Origin of the sequence: Paenibacillus sp. FSL L8-0638, assembly GCF_038593075.1 — a bacterium.
In the GTDB taxonomy this organism is placed as follows: Bacteria; Bacillota; Bacilli; order Paenibacillales; family Paenibacillaceae; genus Paenibacillus; species Paenibacillus polymyxa_D.
In genome coordinates, this window is sequence record NZ_CP151960.1 from 2,633,114 (window position 1) to 2,652,500 (window position 19,387).

Annotated in this window: 17 protein-coding genes and 1 pseudogene (1 of these 18 only partly in view); 17 read left to right on the forward strand and 1 reads right to left on the reverse strand. The window is 44.9% G+C overall.

Translation table 11 applies throughout. The features are described 5' to 3' along the window. Window positions 1-13: 13 nt before the first annotated feature. Window positions 14-868, forward strand: a complete 855-nt coding sequence (locus MKY35_RS11840; RefSeq protein WP_165150190.1) for a sugar phosphate isomerase/epimerase — start codon at window positions 14-16, stop codon at window positions 866-868. A 93-nt stretch (window positions 869-961) separates the two neighbouring features. Here the strand turns inward: MKY35_RS11840 and MKY35_RS11845 are convergent, their stop codons facing one another. After that, a complete protein-coding gene (locus tag MKY35_RS11845) occupies window positions 962-1,330 on the reverse strand; it encodes a DUF423 domain-containing protein (protein ID WP_342446463.1) in 369 nt (122 codons plus the stop codon). Between the two features lie 315 nt (window positions 1,331-1,645). Between MKY35_RS11845 and MKY35_RS11850 the strand changes: the two are divergent. The 16 genes and pseudogenes from MKY35_RS11850 to MKY35_RS11925 all read left to right on the forward strand — a co-directional run. Then, window positions 1,646-4,594: pseudogene (locus MKY35_RS11850) on the forward strand (glycoside hydrolase family 48 protein). A gap of 139 nt (window positions 4,595-4,733) precedes the next feature. Beyond that, a complete protein-coding gene (locus tag MKY35_RS11855) occupies window positions 4,734-5,237 on the forward strand; it encodes a ferritin (RefSeq protein ID WP_039275069.1) in 504 nt (167 codons plus the stop codon). Between the two features lie 291 nt (window positions 5,238-5,528). Continuing rightward, window positions 5,529-6,077 (forward strand): GNAT family N-acetyltransferase, encoded by a 549-nt coding sequence (locus MKY35_RS11860; RefSeq protein ID WP_342446464.1) that lies wholly within the window; start codon window positions 5,529-5,531, stop codon window positions 6,075-6,077. 290 nt (window positions 6,078-6,367) lie between these two features. Then, window positions 6,368-8,395: a S9 family peptidase gene (locus MKY35_RS11865; RefSeq protein ID WP_342446465.1), complete on the forward strand. Its 2,028-nt coding sequence runs from the start codon at window positions 6,368-6,370 to the stop codon at window positions 8,393-8,395. Between the two features lie 113 nt (window positions 8,396-8,508). Further along, window positions 8,509-9,612, forward strand: a complete 1,104-nt coding sequence (locus MKY35_RS11870) for a DNA alkylation repair protein (protein ID WP_342446466.1) — start codon at window positions 8,509-8,511, stop codon at window positions 9,610-9,612. A gap of 187 nt (window positions 9,613-9,799) precedes the next feature. Further along, window positions 9,800-11,389 carry an acyl--CoA ligase gene (locus MKY35_RS11875; RefSeq protein WP_342446467.1) on the forward strand — a complete coding sequence of 530 codons (1,590 nt, stop codon included), beginning with the start codon at window positions 9,800-9,802 and terminating at the stop codon, window positions 11,387-11,389. A 47-nt stretch (window positions 11,390-11,436) separates the two neighbouring features. After that, on the forward strand, window positions 11,437-12,669 hold the full coding sequence (locus tag MKY35_RS11880; protein WP_342446468.1) for an aminopeptidase: 1,233 nt from the start codon (window positions 11,437-11,439) through the stop codon (window positions 12,667-12,669). Window positions 12,670-12,925: 256 nt separating this feature from the next. After that, window positions 12,926-13,516 carry a TetR/AcrR family transcriptional regulator gene (locus MKY35_RS11885; protein WP_342446469.1) on the forward strand — a complete coding sequence of 197 codons (591 nt, stop codon included), beginning with the start codon at window positions 12,926-12,928 and terminating at the stop codon, window positions 13,514-13,516. Between the two features lie 18 nt (window positions 13,517-13,534). After that, a complete protein-coding gene (locus MKY35_RS11890) occupies window positions 13,535-14,161 on the forward strand; it encodes an HXXEE domain-containing protein (RefSeq protein WP_342446470.1) in 627 nt (208 codons plus the stop codon). Between the two features lie 120 nt (window positions 14,162-14,281). Then, on the forward strand, window positions 14,282-14,983 hold the full coding sequence (locus MKY35_RS11895) for a DUF4309 domain-containing protein (RefSeq protein WP_342446471.1): 702 nt from the start codon (window positions 14,282-14,284) through the stop codon (window positions 14,981-14,983). 150 nt (window positions 14,984-15,133) lie between these two features. Continuing rightward, the gene (locus MKY35_RS11900) at window positions 15,134-15,661 is read left to right on the forward strand and encodes a TetR/AcrR family transcriptional regulator (RefSeq protein WP_029516793.1); all 528 of its coding nucleotides are present in this window, start codon (window positions 15,134-15,136) and stop codon (window positions 15,659-15,661) included. Between the two features lie 217 nt (window positions 15,662-15,878). Next, window positions 15,879-16,469, forward strand: a complete 591-nt coding sequence (locus MKY35_RS11905) for a sulfurtransferase TusA family protein (RefSeq protein ID WP_340885334.1) — start codon at window positions 15,879-15,881, stop codon at window positions 16,467-16,469. Continuing rightward, entirely contained in the window at window positions 16,466-16,942 is a 477-nt protein-coding gene (locus MKY35_RS11910) for a DsrE/DsrF/DrsH-like family protein (RefSeq protein WP_039275080.1), read from the forward strand. Before MKY35_RS11905 ends, MKY35_RS11910 begins: the two co-directional genes overlap by 4 nt. A gap of 76 nt (window positions 16,943-17,018) precedes the next feature. Further along, complete coding sequence (locus tag MKY35_RS11915; RefSeq protein ID WP_013310304.1) at window positions 17,019-17,285, forward strand: metal-sensitive transcriptional regulator; 267 nt, start codon at window positions 17,019-17,021, stop codon at window positions 17,283-17,285. 234 nt (window positions 17,286-17,519) lie between these two features. Next, window positions 17,520-18,200 carry a DUF421 domain-containing protein gene (locus tag MKY35_RS11920; RefSeq protein WP_342446472.1) on the forward strand — a complete coding sequence of 227 codons (681 nt, stop codon included), beginning with the start codon at window positions 17,520-17,522 and terminating at the stop codon, window positions 18,198-18,200. Window positions 18,201-18,502: 302 nt separating this feature from the next. Next, on the forward strand, window positions 18,503-19,387 hold the 5' portion of the coding sequence (locus MKY35_RS11925; protein WP_342446473.1) for an aminotransferase class I/II-fold pyridoxal phosphate-dependent enzyme. 276 nt of this gene lie beyond the right edge of the window; only the first 885 of its 1,161 coding nucleotides appear in the window; its start codon is at window positions 18,503-18,505; its stop codon lies off the right edge, out of view.

Here is a 19,387-nt window from a genome sequence, read left to right on the forward strand (position 1 = left end):
GAGGTGAATTTTAGTGACAGTAGGTGTATTGGCACATTTGTTTGGCAAGTTGCCTTATCGCGAATTGGCTGCAAAGGTAGGCGCAGCGGGCTTTACTCATGTTCAGCTGGCTCCGTGGAGAGCGATCAGTGATGTGGATTTTAATAAACCGGGTAAGTTCAATCCGGGATTGGCACTGTCTATCGCAGAAGAATTTCGTAAGCATGGTGTTTCCATATCGGTGCTCGGGTGCTATTTGCATTTTTTTGTACAGGATGAGGAATTGCTGCGTGAAAATGTAGAGCGCTTTAAAGAGCTGATCCGATATGCGGGTCTGTTAGGAGCACCCATGGTTGCAGCCGAAGTGGGACGTAATGAGGATGGTACCGCCTATACGGAACGTGACTGGAGAGTTGTAAGGGAAGTAGTGCGTGAATTAGCAGATGAAGCGGAGAAGTGGGGCGTATTCGTAGGATTGGAAGCTGCAAACGATCACTTGGTAGGAACTGCCGTAGAGTTGGCTACCTTTCTGGAGGAAGTGCCCTCTTCACACATCGGTGTTGTGATTGATCCTGGTAATCTGCTGAAAACGGAAAATATGGCGCAGCAGGATGAGATCATTCGGGAAGCTTTCCAACTGCTGGGCCCCCGGATTATCGCTGCGCATGCCAAAGACCGGCGTTTGTCATCGTCAGGTGAAATTGAGACGGTGCCGCCGGGTTTTGGAGACATGAACTATGGCCTCTACATGGAACTGCTGGAGCAGTACAAGCCGGAGGTTCATATTATTATGGAAGCTGCTCAGGAGCATGAGATGGCTGAATCCAAACGTTATATCGAAGGTCATCGGATAGCCGCTCAGAAAGCGCAACAAGTGCAGACGAAATAATGTATTCTTTCATAATACTCAGGAATGCTACGTTAATAATTCGAGAGACTTGGAAGCGCCTCCTTTTCCAAGTCTCTGTTTCTTTACCCTTGTTTAACCCTGCACAACCGCCACGATCACAATGACCCAGCTTGCCAAAAAAGCCAACCCGCCAATGGGGGTGATTGCTCCAAGCTTTTTCACACCGGATACACTAAGGGCATACAGACTGCCGGAAAACAGGAGAATACCCACCAGCATAACCCAGCCTGCGGTTACGATGAGAGAAGAATGGACAAGTCTGTCAGCAAGAACTCCAAGCAGCAGCAAACCCAGTCCATGAGCGATTTGATATTGAATTCCTGTCTGGAATATGCTCATCATGTCTGCGGAAAGTCTCTTTTTCAATGCGTGTGCGCCGAACGCTCCAAGCGCTACGGCTAAAAACATCACGATACAACCAAGCAATAGCAAAATTTTCATGTTTTAACGCCTCCCTGTGAAATAGTACCGATTCCAATCGATTTCGTCAATTTTCCTTGTGAAACTCTAAACATATATAATTTTTCGACTCTCCTTTGGCGCCTAGTGTGGTATATTTTTTCCAGGGCCAATGCGAAGCATTTGGAGCAATAGACAGCGTGTCCTCCACCTTTTTTATGGGAAAGTGAGTTGATGGTGCTGTCTTTTTGTGCTGTCGTTTTTCGGAATAAAATCTTGTGTAAAGTCAAAATTGATAATGGAGAGGATGAATGCAAAGTGATCAGCAGAAAATCCGTGTTCAGGAAATCTGTCTCTATGGTCATGTCAGCTATTTTGGTACTTCCGTTAACCTTGGGCTTATTTCAGGCAGAACCCGACCGTGCATCAGCTGCAACACCGGAATCGACACGCTTTCTACAATTGTATAAACAGCTGAAGGATCCGGCTAGCGGATACTTTTCAAAAGAAGGCATCCCTTATCATTCCGTTGAAACGCTCATGAGCGAGGCTCCGGATTACGGACACTTAACGACTTCGGAAGCGTACAGCTACTGGATGTGGCTGGAAGTACTGTATGGTCATTATACCGGGGATTGGGGGCATTTGGAATCCGCGTGGGACAACATGGAGAAATATATCATTCCTGTTAATGAAGGCGACGGTAAGGAAGAGCAACCGACAATGAGTAACTATAACCCGAACAGCCCCGCCACTTATGCAGCAGAATATTCGCAGCCGGATCAGTACCCGAGCCGCCTGAGTGGTCAGTATGGTGCTGGCAAGGATCCGCTGGACTCTGAGCTGAAGGCAACCTATGGCAACAACCAGACATATCTGATGCACTGGTTGCTGGACGTGGATAATTGGTACGGTTTCGGAAATCTTCTGAATCCGTCGCATACAGCAGCCTATGTAAACACCTTCCAGCGCGGGGAACAGGAATCGGTCTGGGAGGCTGTACCGCATCCATCACAAGATAATCATAAGTTTGGGAAGTCTAATGAAGGCTTTATGAGCCTGTTCACCAAGGAAAATAATGCCCCTGCACAGCAATGGCGCTACACGAATGCCACCGATGCGGATGCACGGGCGGTTCAAGCGATGTACTGGGCTAAGGAATTGGGATATGATAACTCCGTATATTTAAATAAAGCCAAAAAGATGGGAGACTTTTTGCGTTACGGTATGTACGATAAATACTTCCAGAAAACCGGAAGCGCTTCCAACGGTGCCCCTATTGCTGGTACGGGCAAGGATGCCAGCCTTTACCTGATGGCGTGGTATACGGCTTGGGGAGGCGGACTGGGCCAAAGCGGCAACTGGGCTTGGCGTATCGGCGCCAGTCATGCACATCAGGGCTACCAAAATGTCGTCGCAGCTTATGCGTTGTCCGATCAAGATGGTGGATTAATACCGAATTCTCCAACGGCGGGACAGGACTGGGCGACCTCGCTGAAGCGCCAACTGGAGTTTTATACTTGGCTGCAATCTGATGAGGGGGCCATTGCAGGCTGAGCGACGAATAGCTGGGATGGTGCCTACAAGGCTTATCCATCTGGCACGAGCACCTTTTATGGCATGGCTTATACAGGGGCTCCTGTATATAACGATCCACCGTCGAACAATTGGTTCGGGATGCAGGCTTGGCCTGTCGAGCGAGTTGCCGAGCTGTACTACATTTTAGCCAAGAAAGGGGATACTTCGTCCGAGCAGTTTAAAATGGCTAAACAAGTGACGGAAAACTGGATCGCATGGTCCAAGAACTATGTATTTGCCAACGAACGGCCTGTGACTGACGCGCAGGGATATTATTTGGATGCACAAGGCAAGCGTATTCTGGGTGGCAAAAATCCGAAAGTGGCTACTACAGCAGCTAAAGGCGAATTCTGGCTGCCGAGCAATCTGGAATGGAGTGGAAAGCCTGAAACCTGGAGCGGATTTGCCAATCATAAAGGGAATACCAATCTCCATGTGGTAACAAAGAATCCGGGGCAGGATGCCGGAGTACTGGGCAGCTATGTTAAAGCACTTACTTTCTTTGCTGCTGGAACGAAAGCTGAAAAAGGAGACTATTCCGAGTTAGGCAAGGAAGCTAAGGATCTGTCTAAAGCTTTGCTTGATGCTGCATGGGGTTATAACGATGGTATAGGTATTACAACGAAGGAAGCTCGCGAGGATTATTATCGTTATTTTACTAAAGAAGTGTATATCCCGAACGGCTGGAGTGGTAAGACTGGACAAGGCAACACGATCCCTGGCACAGACGCTACCGCTTCTGACCCGTCCAAGGGCGGCAATGGTACCTATTCCAGCTATAGCGATATCCGGCCTAATATCACTAAAGATCCGCAATGGTCCTATCTTAAAGATAAATACACGACTTCTTGGAACAATCAGACCAAAAAATGGGATAAAGGTGCTCCAGAATTTACGTATCACCGTTTCTGGTCCCAAGTCGATATGGCAACGGCTTATGCTGAGTATGACCGTCTCATTAACGGTAGTGGACCAACCGAGCCGACAGCTCCCAAAGCTCCGGCAAATGTGAAGGCAAACGCAGGGGATGCTCAGGTTACACTCACTTGGAGCAAAGCGACGGGTGCCGATAGCTATACGGCCAAGCGCTCGACAACCAGTGGTGGTCCTTATACCACAGTAGCAACGGTAACAGACAGCACTTACAAGGATACAGGAGTGCTGAATGAAACCACTTATTATTATGTAGCAAATGCAACAAATTCTTTAGGAACCAGCCCGGATTCTGTCGAGGTCAGTGCTAAGCCTACGGCAGCTCCCATTCCAGCAACGGGAGACGTGATTGCCCAATACCGCGTGGGCGACACTAATCCGGGAGATAACCAGATTCGGCCACTGTTCCGTGTTGTAAACAAGGGTAAAGAGGCTGTCGAACTGAAAAATGTTAAGCTGAGATACTACTATACCGTAGATGGCGACAAGTCACAGGAATTCCATTGTGACTATGCACAGTTGGGTAGTAGTAACGTTCAGGGACGTTTTGTGAAACTGGATAAGGCCGTTACAGGTGCAGATTATTATCTGGAGATCTCCTTTGGAGCTGGTGCGGGAAGTCTGGCAGCAGGGGAAAATACAGGAGATATTCAAATTCGCATGAACAAGACGGACTGGAGCGACTATAACGAAAGTGATGATTTTTCCTATGATTCTACCAAGACCTCTTATACGGATTGGGACAAAGCACCTTTGTATATAAACGACAAACGTGTCTGGGGCCTGGAGCCTTGATTGCGAACTGATTGTGGAAATCGCGGGCGGAATGTGAGAGCACTAAACTGAATTCATTTCCGTCCGTTTTTTTGTGATCGGATTCGTGGTACACTATGATCGTTACATCATTACATACATGACCGAGGTGACCTGAGACATGAATGACAATTTGGCACAGGCTCTGAATGAGCAAATGAACTTTGAATTTTACTCCGCTCACGTATATCTGGCGATGGCTGCTTATTGCTCCAGTGAAAGTCTGGATGGGTTTGCAAACTTCTTCCTAGTACAAGCTGAGGAGGAACGGTTTCATGCCATGAAACTGTATAAATACATTAATGACCGTAGAGGACGCGCTACATTGGCTGCATTACCAGAGCCCAAAAACAGCTACGATTCCATGCTGGACGTATTTGAGCATGGCTACAAGCATGAGCAGCAAAACACGCAAAAATTTTATCATTTGGCTGACTTGGCCCTCGATGCACGTGAGCATGCAACGATCCATTTCTTGAAATGGTTTATTGATGAGCAAGTCGAGGAGGAAGCGCTGTTCGACAGTGTTATTCAGAAGCTTAAACGCATTGAAAGAGACAGCAACGCCTTTTATATGCTGGACAGCGAGTTTGCCAAACGCAGCTTTACTGCCCCTGCGGAGTAACACTGCAAACATGTTGTGTTTGAAAATGCCTGAGGCATGGACAGCATTTTATTCGCCTAGAAATTAAAGGAGCCCGGCTTTCGGGCTTTTTTGCGTTGACTTTGATTTACCGAATGCCCCTCTTTCGAGGGGATATTGTTATTTTAAATGGAGTTATAGAAAAAATTAATTTGTCGCTGGATGGTTGAGCATGCTACAGTTATGTTAACTTTTATATCTGATTAAATAGATAGGAATAATTATATAGTGGTTCACGCGTTTTATAAAAACACTATAAGGAGGCGGGTTAGTATGAGTGAAATCTATCGTCTGGCACTCCAAGAGGACGCAGAAAGATTGCAGTATGTGACGTATGAGGCGTATGAAACAATTCGGCAGTTGGGGCTTCGATGGCCTGCCGCTCAGGCAGACGTTGCTCTCATTCAAGAAAATATTGAAAATAATGATTGCTATGTGCTGGAAGTAGACGGTGTCATTCAGGCTACCGTTAGCCATCTCAAAAATAGAGCCCTTAATTTTATAACCGATCTACCGTTTGTGATGTGGTTTGCTGTAGACCCGGCTACCCAGGGCAAAGGATATGGGAAAAAATTGTTGAATTGGGTAGAGCAAACGATTATACGTGATCAGGTGGGAGCTCCTGCAGTAACACTGGCGACTGCAGAAAAGCATCCCTATTTGCTATCCATGTACGAGCGTTGGGGATATGAACGTATCCATGCTTTTGACCATGGAACAGGGGACGGAACGATGCATTTACTGCGTAAAGTGGTGAATCCTGAATTATTCTACACTTACATTCGTGAAAAAAATGAAGCCGAGACAGCCAACCAAAATTAGACCCGATCACCCGGAACAGACGAAGCCGATTCGTTCGCTGAAAGGGGCTTGGAGCGAATGAATTTTCAGTTATGATTGATGAATAACGTTACCCTCTCTCATGAAAGCAACCGAAATAACGGTGTTTTCTGGTCGATAGCGACTGAGAGAGGGGCTTTTTAATTTTGGACAAATTGACAGAAATAAATTAAAAGAGTAACGTAATTGTATAATTATTATAATCACATAAAATTAATCGGATTAATTAAAATTTGAAAATGTGGAATCTGATGATATAAGGAGGGATTTTTTTGAGCGACTCGCAATTTAGCACGACCAAGCGCTGTATAACAGCCGAGGATTTATATCGACTTCACTGGGTTAGCGATCCAGCTATTCATCCTATTAGTGGTGAAATCGCTTACGTAGAACAGTATATTAATAAAGAGCGGACAGATTATAACTCAGGAATTTGGCTATTATCGTCCGATGGCGCTAGCGCATTACCCTTTACATACGGACCGAAAGATGAAACGCCTGTCTGGTCACCCGACGGATCACAACTAGCTTTTCTCCGTACAACAGACGGCAAGCGCCAGGTATGGATTATTCCAGAACGCGGGGGAGAGGCACGACAGCTTACATACGTAGAGAACAACGTTCGTTCATTAGCCTGGTCTCCTAATGGGACCTGCATATCGTTTGTAGCTAAAACGGCCGAGAACCCGTCAAGCCCGATATCCGATGAAGGAACTCAGGAGGCGCAACTTAAGGGACGAGTTGTTAATCGAACGAAAGCTAAATCCGACGGCTATGGACTGTGGGATGATACTCGTGATCATTTGTATGTAACGGATGTGACTTCGAGGCACACAGTTCAACTGACTTCCGGCGCTTATGATGTGGCAGAGCCTGTGTGGTCACCGGATGCTCAACGTATTTTATTCGTCGCCAGAATAGCAGAACATTCGAAAGAGGATACGGATTTACGTGAACTAAATGATTTGTTTACGATAACTCCTGCGATTTCAAATGATGATGCCGCAGCACCGCTTAAGCTGACCCATTCTGAACTGCACATCGAGAGTGCTGCTTATTCTCCCGACGGTTCAACGATTGCCTTTTACGGCCATGATCGACATGCCAAAGGCGCTACTCAGACCCGACTGTACACGGTTCCTTCCAGTGGGGGGAAGGCAGTATGCGTTAGTGAGACGCTTGACGCTCACCTTGGTAATGCGGGTATGAGCGACATGCGTTCACATCTTCATATAGGACCACCACGCTTTAGTGCCGACGGTCAATCCCTGTACACGCTGGTTACCCGTGAAGGAAATGTGCACGTATATCAGTTTGCGCTTGATGGAACTTTTAAAATTTTAACGCAAGGAGAACGAGAAATTTACCAATTCGAGCTTACAACGGATGAGCAGCATATCATTGCCGCTTCCACCGATGTAACTTTACCAGGCGATTTGTTCCGGATTGCGGTCCATTCAGGAACTGAGGTACGGCTGACACGAGTAAATGATTCTTTGCTTGATGAAATTGAGATCAGTGTGCCTGAGTGCTTTTGGACGGAGGTTGAGGATGGCCGACGGGTGCAGGGATGGATAATGAAGCCTGCTGGGTTTAAGGAGGGGGTATCTTATCCTGCTATTTTGGAGATTCACGGTGGTCCTCATGCCATGTATTCCAATTCTTTTTTTCATGAATTTCAGTTGCTGGCCGCTCAGGGATATACAGTCATCTACACGAATCCCGGAGGAAGCCGAGGGTACGGACAGTCTTTTACCAATGTCGTCCTTAGAGATTACGGCGGACGCGATTACACTGATCTACTGAGCGCAGTGTACGAGGCTATACGCCAGTTCCCATTCATTGATCCGGAAAAGCTGGGTGTAACAGGGGGCAGCTATGGTGGCTTTATGACAAACTGGATTGTTGGCCATACCGATCGTTTCCGCGCAGCTGTAACCCAGCGCTCCATATCTAATTGGCTGTCAATGTATGGAGTGAGTGACATAGGGTACTCGTTTACTGAAGATGAAGTCGGCGGGAATCCGTGGGAGGATTGCGAGCTCTTGTGGAGGCAATCTCCGCTGGCTTATGTGCAACAAATCAACACACCGCTGCTCATATTGCACGGGGAGCAGGATCTGCGATGCCCTATAGAGCAGGGAGAACAGCTGTTTACAGCATTGCGTCGCTTGGGGAAACCTACGCAATTTGTCCGTTTTCCAGCTTCAAGTCACGAGCTTTCACGAAAAGGGCACCCGCAGCTTCGCGTGGAACGACTGCAACGCATTACCAATTGGTTTGCCCAACACGAATTATAAGTTAAATCGATTTCTTGTGTTGATGTAAAAATGTCAGGTCCTCATCATAGGACTTGGCATTTTTAGTATGCCTTGCTACAATTCTCTCAACCTCATTCAAAAGGAGATATATAATGGCTGAGCCCTTAAAAAATATGTACACGGAGAATTTTCTTCAACAATTCGGTGAAAAAGTACAGTCTGCATACAGGCCGTTCGATACCATCGGATTTATCCATCAAGTGATGGATAAAAAATGGAATGAGCTGGAGCTGAAAGAACGAATACGGCGTATTTCGTTAACATTAGGGGCATTTTTGCCCAGTAATTATGAAGAAGCTCTGGGTATTCTTTTTACTATAGATGAGCATTGCAGTGGTTTTCCGTACTTGTTTTTCCCCGATTTTGTGGAGGTGTATGGGCAGGGAGAAGGGCATTGGGACCTGTCCATGAAGGCGCTGGAGCGATTCACATCTAGGTCCTCTGCGGAGTTCGCCGTAAGACCCTTCCTCCTGCGTGAACCGGAACGGATGATGCAGCAGATGACGACCTGGGCGGGACATCAAAGTGAGCACGTTCGCCGTCTTGCCAGCGAAGGCTGCCGTCCACGGCTACCCTGGGGACAGGCGTTGCCTGTGTTTAAGCGCGATCCTGCTCCAGTATTGGCTGTATTGGAATTACTGAAAGCCGATCCATCACTATATGTACGTAAAAGTGTAGCCAACAACCTGAACGATATTGCCAAGGATCATCCTGATGTGGTCATTGCTACGGCTCAACGGTGGAAAGGGACACATCCTGACACCGACTGGATTGTGCGTCATGCCTGCCGGACCCTGATTCGCAAATCCATCCCCGAAGTGATGGCAATGTTCGGCTATGCGGATGAAACAGACGGGGGACCGTTGGTCACGGGTGCCTCTTTCACCACAGACCCTGCCGTGCTAAAGCTTGGTGATAGCTGTGAGTTGAGCTACGCGCTTCAGCTTCGTGAAGGTGACCCGGTACGAGTCCGCATCGAGTACGGCATTGACTTTGTAAAGGCGAGAGGACAAGTCTCACGTAAACTGTTTTTGCTATCTGACAAAACGGTCCCCGGAGGAACCCATCTTACAGGTACACGGACACACCGTTTTGGAGACCTGACAACTCGTCGCCATTATGCGGGAACGCATCGGATTGCGTTGCTCGTAAATGGTCAGGAAGCGGCTTATACAGTGGTAGAACTCCAGTTGTAGATAAAGATTGCAGTGAAGAAAAAGAGCCTGAGATCAGGCTCTTTCTTTTTGTTGTTGGTTTTACCCAATTTATTTTTTCCAAAAAAATGATTAAAAAATGATTCTGGTATTAGAACCTGGTACTAAGACGTGTTATACTACAGTAAGAAAGTGGATCTCATCTTATGTATAAAGGGGAAGGTATAATTTGACAGATCAACAACAATGGCTTGCGCCTGAATATTACAATATGACTTCGGAAATGGAACACCATGAGGCTGATAAAACAGCACTTAAGTGGCTGAGTGAGACAGGAGAATACGAAGAAATCACCTATGGAGAGCTGTTGAAAAAGGCTAACCGACTGGCTGGAGGACTCGCAAGTCTGGGATTTAACAAAGGTGACAGAGTTCTGGTCGTAGTACCACGGCGTATTATTGCGTATGTAATTTATTTAGCCTGCTTGAAGCTGGGGCTTGCTGTCATTCCATCTTCAGAAATGCTGCGTGCCAAGGATATTGCATATCGTCTTCGCCATTCTGAAGCACGCGCAGTCATTGCCTGGACCGGAGTAACAGGTGAAGTGGACAAAATAAGCGATGATTTGCCTACTCTGGATTATCGTATCGTGGTCTCCGGGGACGACACGCCAGATGTATCTGGCTGGCTCGTGCTGAATGAGCTGATGGATGGACAGGAAGATACTTTTGAAGCTGTGAAGACGCACCGTGACGACATGGCCATTCTGGCCTATACTTCGGGCACCACGGGAAATCCTAAAGGTGTTGTACATAGTCATGGCTGGGGATATGCTCATCTGCGGATAACATCACCATGGTTGGATATTCGAGCTTCAGACGTAGTATGGGCTACAGCTGCACCAGGATGGCAAAAGTGGATTTGGAGTCCGTTTTTATCTGTACTGGGGAATGGAGCGACCGGATTCGTATATAATGGTCCGTTTCGTCCGGGTCGCTATTTGCAGTTCATGCAGCAGTACGGAATCCAAGTGTTGTGCTGTACGCCGACAGAATATCGGATTATGGCGAAAACGGATGGTTTGGATCAATATGATCTATCCCAATTGCGCAGCGCAGTTTCTGCGGGAGAGCCTCTCAATCAGGAGGTCATTAATAAGTTTCAGGAGCAGTTCAATATTACGATTCGTGACGGCTACGGTCAAACGGAGAGCACATTAATTATTGGTAATTTAAAGGATGCACCTCTGCGTACAGGCTCGATGGGCAAATCTATTGCATCGGGACTCGTTGAGGTCGTAGACGAGGATGGCATTCCGCTGGCTCCGGGGCAAGTGGGGGATATTGCGGTGCGTGCCGATCTGCCGGCATTATTCCAAACGTATTACCATGATCCAGAACGCAAATTAGCTAGTGTCCACGGAGATTATTTTGTTACGGGAGACCGGGCTCGCAAAGATGAGGATGGATATTTCTGGTTCGAAGGACGTGGGGATGATATCATTATCAGTTCTGGCTATACCATTGGTCCTTTTGAAGTAGAGGAAGCGCTTATGAAGCATGACTCCGTGCAGGAATGTGCTGCCGTAGCCAGCCCTGACGAAATCCGTGGACATGTTGTAAAGGCTTTTGTCGTACTCAAAGCTGGGGTAGAAGGATCACCGGCGTTAGTGAAGGAACTGCAACATCATGTGAAAACATGGACGGCGCCTTATAAATATCCACGAAAAATAGAGTTTATTCAAGAACTCCCTAAAACCAGCTCAGGCAAAATACGAAGAGTGGAGCTGCGTGAACTGGAGAAGCAATCCGTACTGTAGTGATGAAACCATTCAATATAATCAAAACGGAACAGGAGCGTGGAAAAATGAGTACATTTGAATCATTGTTGGAGCAATACGCAGAACTGGTTGTAAGAGTAGGGGTTAACATTCAGCCCGGACAGGTGTTTTTGGTAACTGCACCACTGGAAACTGTTGAGTTTACACGCCTGATTGTCAGCAAAGCCTATGAAGCAGGCGCTAAATATGTACAGGTAGAGTTTGAGGATGATTCCATTACACGTAGTCGTTTTGAACATGGTGACGAAGCCAGCTTTGATTACTACCCTGCTTGGAAGGCAGAAATGATGGAGAAATTTGCCGAAGAGGGTGGAGCCACACTAACGATTAAAGTGCCGAACCCCGATTTATATCAAGGCATTGATCCACAAAAGGTATCTCGTGCGACTAAGGCGGCAGCTACGGCGAGAGAAGGTTTTTCCAAATATACCCGAAATCATAAAATTAGCTGGTGTTTGATTAAAGCGCCGACGAAGGCTTGGGCCGATAAAGTATTTGCAGATGTAGCAGAAGAGGATCGTATACGTGTCATGTGGGATACAATCTTCCAAATGAACCGTGTAGATGGCTCTGATCCTATTCAGAATTGGCAGAAACATTTGAAAAACCTTGAACAGGTACAAGACAAGCTGAATCATAAAAAGTATAAAAGCCTCCACTATCGTGCACCAGGAACAGATTTGCGAATTGAACTGGCTGACGGGCATATTTGGCGCAGCGGCGGTGGGGAGAACGAGCGCGGAGATTACTTTGTCGCGAATATGCCGACAGAAGAAGTGTTCACGATGCCTAAGCGTACAGGTGTGAATGGTCATGTCACAAGTACCATGCCACTCAATTTAAATGGACAACTGGTGGATCGCATAACGTTTACCTTTAAGGACGGTAAAGTCACTGAATATACAGCAGAATCCGGCGAGCAGCATCTGACTCATTTGCTCGCTACGGATGAAGGGGCCAGCTATTTGGGAGAAGTTGCACTGGTGCCGCACGATTCACCGATCTCCAATCTCAATCGTATTTTTTACAATACAGGTATCGACGAAAATGCCTCCTGTCACTTGGCCCTAGGCAGTGCGTATCCATTTAATATGGAAAATGGGACACAAATGAACCAGGAGGAGCTGCTCCAGAACGGTGCCAATGTCAGTCTGACTCATGTTGACTTCATGATCGGCTCAGCTGAGCTGGATATTGATGGCGAACTGCAAGATGGAAGTAAAGAAGCCGTGTTCCGCAAAGGAAATTGGGCTATTTAGTCCTTTTCTCAACCTCAATTCAATCAACCCGCAAACGATCTCATTCGTATGCGGGTTTTTCTATTCCCTAAATCTCAAATCACTCCTTGATTTGTGAAATATAAAGTGCTAAACTGAGTTCAAACAACAATTTAAACAATGTTTAAATTGTTGTTTGAAAAGTTGCTTATATAAAGTTGCTTATATAAAGTTGCTTATATAAAGTTGTCCGTTTCATTTGTCCGTTATGATTGAACGAAACAGGAGGAGGAAAAACATGAATCACCCAGACAAAAAACAACAAACCAAAGAAAAAATCTTAGACGCTACGCTGGAATTTATTCAAAAGGAAGGTTTTGAGGCGGTTACAATCCGAAAAATTGCCGATCTGTCTGCTACTAATATTTCATTAGTTAATTATTATTTTGGCTCCAAGGAAAATTTGCTCAGTGAAGCAATTGAAGTGATTTTAAATGGCTTTCAGCACACCTTTTCTATTTTGGACAATACAGCGATGCCGCCCCAAGATAGACTGAAACAATTTTTACTTAACTATCTACAGGTCATTCGTCAATATCCAGAGCTTCTTTCGCGAATTATTGCCATGGGCAGCACGCCCTTTACATCTCAACAGGAATACGGAAGGTTTTTAAACATAATGGGATTTCCAAAGGTTCAGAACACGATCAAGGAGCTGACAGGCGAGCAACAGCCGGAGCGCTTGTTAGCGATGATGCTGCAAATATTCGGAGCTATTTTTCTGCCCGCACTGATGAGTCCGATTCTTGAATCAGGGGCAGTTGTGAAAATACCTTCAATAGAGGAACAATTAAATCTGCTGTTTGAAAGATATTTTGATCAAAAATAAAGCATAGGGGTGACTAATATGAATTATTTGAGAAAATATTGGCAAGATGCAGGGGCTATAATCGGTGTGGTCGTATGTGTTGTTTTGCTTATGAATCAAGCTATCCTTTCGGATATAACAGGCATGTTATGGTTGAGTTTTGTAGCTATATTGTTTCATCAATTTGAGGAGTACCGCTGGCCTGGATATTTTGCTGGTTTATTTAACAACGTTATGTTTAAAAGTGAAGCACCCGATCATTACCCCTTAAACACTCAATCAGCGATGATTATCAATGTTGCAATTGCCTATGTGTTTTACCTGCTCCCCGTATGGTTTCCGCAAGTAATCTGGCTTGGACTCGCACCCGTTTTTATGGGATTTTTTCAGGTCGTCTGGCACGGTATCGTCGTAAATATTAAAGCAAAAACCCTATATAATCCTGGCTTGTTTACGGCACTTCTCCTGCATGTTCCAGTCGGAATTTGGTATATACATGCAATAGTACAGCGAGACATCCCAACGGCAATAGACTGGATTGCGGGTACGATCTACTTTGTTTTTGCTGTATACATCTTCATCATTAAAGGGAATATATGGTTGAAGAGGAGTGACTCTCCTTACTCCTTTTCTAAACAACAGCTGGGATCTTATGGTCGTAAATAGTGTATATTAGAAAATCATTAATGTCCTTGTTTACAAGTTGGAAACAAGTAGAGGTATTCTGGAAACGAGGTTCGGTTACACTTGGTTTGTACCCATGAACAAGGAAAGAGTGATCTTATAATGAAGCATACACATCAATCTTATGATCGTAAAAAGTTGGCTTACAAGCTAATCACCACTAGTGCTTTATTGGCGATAGGTTTTGCTGTGATGACAGGATGCAGCAATAGCGGGGAAGCAAAATCAACTGCTCCTACTAAAGCAGAAACAGTCACATCGCCTGCTAGTTCTACAGATCAAAACACGGATCTCAATACTAATGGGCAAGGCTCAACCTCAACCTCGACCCATCAAGAACCTGCCAATAGTATAGCTACACCTCACAGTAAACACAGCCCTGCAGCCGCTATATTTAGCGCAGCCAAGCAGGGAACCTTACCGAATTTGCCTAAAGGTCTTGGCTTGGGAACTAGCAGCGATCTTTTATTTGAGCTGTGGGGGAAATCCGAGTCTGGTTCTACTGGTCCTATGAGAAGCTACGCTAAGTATCATACAGACATCATGCTGGATGGTAGCGATAAAGTTACAGAAATTACATCTTCCGATCCAGACTATAAAAAGTTGCTTATCAAACAAATTGTTGACGATTTAGGCCAACCTACGGAAACCGTTGATACCTCTAGAGACATACCTGACACAGCAGAAGCTAATTATACGATCAATAACACATCAGGACTTAGTTATAATTTAGTATTTTCCTATCAAACCAAAACGCAAAAGGTCAATTATATCCGATTATATTTTAACTCTAAAACTCCATAATTGGATGTATATAACAGAGTCGTTTCCGTTAGAATTGCGGAGGCGACTTTGTTCAAGCTTATTGCATTTTTAGGGTATGTCGTTTATACTATTTTGTAATTGATTAATCACTAATCAGAAAACTGTGTTAAATAAAAGGATGAAAAAAACATGACTAAAGCTACGTCAACATCTATAAATCGCCAAAAGGAAATCATATCTGCTGCCATTGAAGTGTTTGCTGAGATGGGCTACTACCGAGCTACAACAGCCAAAGTTGCAGAACGGGCCAATATTTCTCAACCCTATGTCTTTCGTTTTTTCGCTACCAAGGAAGCATTGCTTGTTGAAGCCCTGAAGGTTTCATTTACACGTATCATAGATTCTTTTCACAGCGTCATTCATTCGGCCTCATCTGAGCAGCTCGAGCAAGAGCTAATTGCAGCCTATTCGCAAATTATGACGGAATACCGTAATGAAACACTTTTGCAAATGCAGGCGCAGACGATCCGCGAGGATGAGGTTGTAAGCGTGATGCAGCAAGGGTTACGTGAAATTCATACGACGGTGTATGATGCTTTCCGACGGGCAGGTATTGAACAAGCAATGGAAAGAACGATGCTTTTTCTCGCTAGAGGTATGCTGTGTAATATTTCAATGTCGCTGGATTTGCCAGAACTGATGAAAAAAGACGATTAATTTTGGTTTATGTTTATGCATTAGAGTCGCGTTTTTGCGCGGCTTTTTTTGCTTTTAATTTTATTTGTTTAAGACATGATTTTGTTTGCTTCTGAGAAAAAACGGCCAAATAAGTTGACAAGAGAAGTGAGTATCATTATCCTAATACCTATAGGGGTATATGTATAAAAGATTTAACTAAGCTAAGCCCCCTCAAAAAACAGGCGGAGGTTATAGAATGTCATCAACTAACAATATCCAAGCAGATCATATTCTTGATTGTAAAGGGCTAGCTTGTCCTATGCCTATTGTAAAAGCAAGAAAGGCTATGAATGAGCTCGTTCCCGGAAAGATTATGGAGATTCAGGCGACTGACAAAGGTTCATTAGCCGATTTTCAGAGCTGGGCCAAAAACACCGGACATCAATATTTGGGCACTCTCCAAGAAGGAGATGTAATGCGACATTATCTACAAAAAGCAAATCTAGCTGAAGTGAAGAAGGAGCAAGTATTTTCTTCTACGATAAGCCATGAAGAGCTACAAGCAAAATATTCTGGCAAAGAGAACTTCATTTTACTCGATGTTCGTGAACCCGCTGAATTTACGCTTAAACATATCCCTGGATCTAAGCACATCCCTCTTGGCGAACTGGAGAACAGACTTTCTGAACTGAACTTGGAAGAAGAGATCGCAGTGATTTGCCAAGCTGGAGCACGCAGTGAAATGGCTTGTCAGTTATTAGTTGCCAAAGGCGCTAAAAAAGTCAAATCTGTGCTTTCAGGCATATCCGAATGGGCTGGAGAGACTAAGGGAAGCGAATCCATATGAGCACACCCAAAACAACGATTGTATTATTCAGCGGGGAGCTGGATAAGGCGATTGCTGCATTCATTATTGCGAATGGAGCAGCAGCATATGATCACGAAGTAACTATTTTCTTTACTTTTTGGGGGCTAAATACGTTACGCAAGGATGAAATCGTGAGCACTAATAAGGGAATACTCGAAAAAGCCTTTGGTTGGATCATGCCTCGTGGACCCAAAAAGCTGGCACTATCCAAAATGAATTTTGCCGGACTCGGTCCACAGATGATCAAGCATGTCATGAAAAAACACAATGCGCTTTCCTTGCCGCAGCTTATAGAGTTGGCACGAGAGCAGGGGATCAAGCTCGTCGCCTGTACCATGACCATGGATTTGTTAGGGCTGCAGCAAGAAGAGCTAATCGACGGTTTGGAATATGCTGGGGTAGCCGCCTACTTGGGGGATGCTTCCCAGGGCAAGGTGAATCTATTTATTTAGGGTATCCTATTTATTTTTTTGGTTTATAATATACCTATACGTGTATATGGTAAGTCAAAAAAGGAGTGCATTACTTATGGATTACAATTACAGTGATGAACTGAAAACGCGCCTGAGGAGGATTGAGGGACAGGTGCGTGGGGTACTTCGTTTAATGGATGAAGGAAAATCGTGCAAAGACGTCGTTAGCCAGTTATCTGCCGTACGTAACGCATCAGATAAAGCGATTGCCCAAATTGTAGCAGAGAATCTGCAACGATGTATATTGGAAGAGCAAGAGGCTGGAGGAGACACGGATAAGCTGGTTAAAGAAGCGATTCAGCTGCTTGTGAAAAGTAGATAATCATGACTCCAGAGTCCAAGCTAGCGGGCAATGATGTCACTATGCACAAAATTACGGGAGCTGGCATATTGCCTTTGATTAAGATTATATACTAGCCGTAATTAAAAAGTTCGCTGCCTCTAGTTGGTAGCGGACTTTTTTATTCGGACATTTCAGGAATAATCCTCTGTTTATGCTGAGGTAGGCCGGTGTAAATAACACATAACAAAACAACTTCTTCCGGGAGGCCTATTTATGGAGGTATTTGTTTCGATTGGTGTCAAATTGATCATCAGCTTTTTTGGCTTGTGGATCATTACTTTTATTACAGGTCGGAAAACACTCAGTCAGTTAACACCACTCGATTTCCTAACATCATTGGTGTTAAGCGAAATTGTGGGAAATACGTTATATGACGATAAGGTGACCATTGGGCAGCTTTTGTTTGCTTTGGCACTATGGTGCGCACTGGCCTACTTTTTTGAAAAAGCCACGACCCATTTTGTGAAATTTGGATATATGGCAGAAGGTCGAACAGTGCTGCTCGTGGATAAAGGGCAGGTTAATCAAGAAATGCTGGAGAAATATGATATAGAATTTACACAGCTACTCTCCATGCTACGCCAGCAAAATATTTTTTCTCTGCGTGAGGTCTGGTACGCTACGTTAGAGACGAACGGCTCCTTGTCAGTCATGCGCAAACCCGAATACGAGCCACCCGCCGCTCAGGATATGGGAATAGATGCACAGCCTGATCTTTTTACTGTTACTGTCATTGATAAGGGAAGGTTGCTAAATGAATCTATGCGTGGGAAAACAATTGATATTGAAGAGATTAAGGCTAAAGTGCGAGAGCAGGGATATGATAGTATCTATGAGATTGCCTATGCAGAGTTAAGCGAGGATGGAACACTTCATATCGTGCCAATGAGATAGAAAAAGCATTAAAAATAAGACCATTTTGATAATTAAGCAAGAAAGAGGAGCAAGGTGAACAGTCAGGGTTGTACTTCCCAGCTCAAACAATGAAATACAGATGATCAACTCTGATACCCTGAGTGTATTTTTACTCATTGCTTCCATTCACTGCTCCATATTTATTTCATGCATTTAATTATCATTTTTAGATCCCAGCAGTTCTTTAAAAGATTTTTGAAATAACCCTATAGAATATTTGAGTCCCGGATTGAGGAGACTACCTCATGAGTTTGAAATTTTTCAGAAAGTGGTGATCAGATTTGAGTTTCTCGGATGATCAGCTTATCTGTCTCCGATTTGAGGACGAACTAGGGTGTTTTGCTAAGGCTGCTGCTCCTCCTATTTATGAGACTGCTCCATTTTTCTTTGATACTTACGAAGATTATGCTGAAGCGGCTAATAATGAAAAGGAGCATTATGTCTATTCGAGGGGAACCAATCCTACCGTTCAGATTGCAGAGCAAATGATTGCTGCACTGGAAGGTGGGGCGGACTGCAAGTGCTTTGCTTCCGGAATGGCTGCTATCAGTGCGGCTTTAATGTGTAGTTTATCCGCCGGGGACCATCTGATTCTGGTCGGACACATATACGAAACCTCCGTCAGCCTAGCTAAATACTTATCGAAGTTCAATATAAATTATACAATTGTACATTCCACTTCTACGGAAGCAGTTGCTGATGCCATCAACCCGCTGACCCGTGCTATTCTTATGGAGTCTCCTACCTCATTCACATTCGATATGGTAAATATTCAGGAGGTAGCTTCGCTTTCCAAAGCGAAGGGCATCCGCACAATCATAGATAATTCATGGGCTACACCCCTTTTTCAAAAACCATTAGAATGGGGCGTAGATATCGTTGTTCACTCCGCATCCAAGTACTTGGGTGGTCATAATGATTTAATTGCAGGGGCAGTGATCGCTTCTAAAGAGATAATAAATCGTATGTATGCTGAAGAGTATGAGTTGATTGGCGGCTCGTTGGCCCCTTTTGAAGCCTGGCTACTCATTCGGGGGCTAAGAACACTCCCGCTCCGAATGGAAGCCCATCAGAGAAATGCTCTGTTGGTTGCACGTTTTCTATCAGATCATCCGGCCATTTCAAAAGTGAATCATCCCGGACTTCCTTCTCACCCACAACATGAG

Excerpts from the sequence above, each read along its gene's own strand:
- MKY35_RS11845 (WP_342446463.1), bottom strand. The coding sequence starts at position 1,330 with ATGAAAATTTTGCTATTGCTTGGTTGTATCGTGATGTTTTTAGCCGTA.
- MKY35_RS11855 (WP_039275069.1), top strand. The coding sequence starts at position 4,734 with ATGAATGACAATTTGGCACAGGCTCTGAATGAGCAAATGAACTTTGAA.
- MKY35_RS11860 (WP_342446464.1), top strand. The coding sequence starts at position 5,529 with ATGAGTGAAATCTATCGTCTGGCACTCCAAGAGGACGCAGAAAGATTG.
- MKY35_RS11870 (WP_342446466.1), top strand. The coding sequence starts at position 8,509 with ATGGCTGAGCCCTTAAAAAATATGTACACGGAGAATTTTCTTCAACAA.
- MKY35_RS11880 (WP_342446468.1), top strand. The coding sequence starts at position 11,437 with ATGAGTACATTTGAATCATTGTTGGAGCAATACGCAGAACTGGTTGTA.
- MKY35_RS11885 (WP_342446469.1), top strand. The coding sequence starts at position 12,926 with ATGAATCACCCAGACAAAAAACAACAAACCAAAGAAAAAATCTTAGAC.
- MKY35_RS11890 (WP_342446470.1), top strand. The coding sequence starts at position 13,535 with ATGAATTATTTGAGAAAATATTGGCAAGATGCAGGGGCTATAATCGGT.
- MKY35_RS11895 (WP_342446471.1), top strand. The coding sequence starts at position 14,282 with ATGAAGCATACACATCAATCTTATGATCGTAAAAAGTTGGCTTACAAG.
- MKY35_RS11900 (WP_029516793.1), top strand. The coding sequence starts at position 15,134 with ATGACTAAAGCTACGTCAACATCTATAAATCGCCAAAAGGAAATCATA.
- MKY35_RS11905 (WP_340885334.1), top strand. The coding sequence starts at position 15,879 with ATGTCATCAACTAACAATATCCAAGCAGATCATATTCTTGATTGTAAA.
- MKY35_RS11910 (WP_039275080.1), top strand. The coding sequence starts at position 16,466 with ATGAGCACACCCAAAACAACGATTGTATTATTCAGCGGGGAGCTGGAT.
- MKY35_RS11915 (WP_013310304.1), top strand. The coding sequence starts at position 17,019 with ATGGATTACAATTACAGTGATGAACTGAAAACGCGCCTGAGGAGGATT.
- MKY35_RS11920 (WP_342446472.1), top strand. The coding sequence starts at position 17,520 with ATGGAGGTATTTGTTTCGATTGGTGTCAAATTGATCATCAGCTTTTTT.